This window comes from Bacillus sp. VA15 (genome assembly GCF_055721145.1).
The window spans coordinates 1-469 of the sequence record NZ_JBVQPQ010000027.1; the positions used below are offsets into that span (position 1 = coordinate 1).

Consider the following 469-nt stretch of genomic DNA (forward strand, 5'->3'; position numbering starts at 1 on the left):
TCGTCATCCCACAGATACCGGTTCACCGCGGCGCGGCGATCGCTGGCTTTCTGGCGGAACAGTTCCGCTGTCTCTTTATCCCCTTTCGATGCCGAAATATTGGCGATCGCGCTTTCCAGCTTGAACAGGAACGCGTTCAAATCGATAGGGATAAATTGCGTGGTGCGGATGCTGGCAAGTCGGCCAGGCTCCCGCAGCCAGCGCGAGGAGTAATCCCAGCCGGAGGCCGCGCCTGCGCGCAAATCGCGATAAACCTCATTCGGCGGACGGCCAGAGTGACGGGCGGTTTCCACATCCTCAATCCATGATTCATCGCGCGGCGTGTCACGGTCGTCCCAGTAGCGGTTTAACAGCGAGCCATCCGGCATACGCACCGCGCTGCGATAGGCCTGATTAAGCAGCAGCGATTCCGCCCCGTCCATCCAGAAGGCGTGCTCCATTTTGAGGTGTTCAAGGTAGCGCTTTGCAC

At 59.5% G+C, this 469-nt stretch carries 1 protein-coding gene; it reads right to left on the reverse strand.

Annotation, left to right across the window (positions count from 1 at the left end):
• Positions 1–469: trehalase family glycosidase (locus tag AC0DBE_RS21570; protein WP_472963731.1), on the reverse strand; the 469-nt coding region annotated here is incomplete at both ends.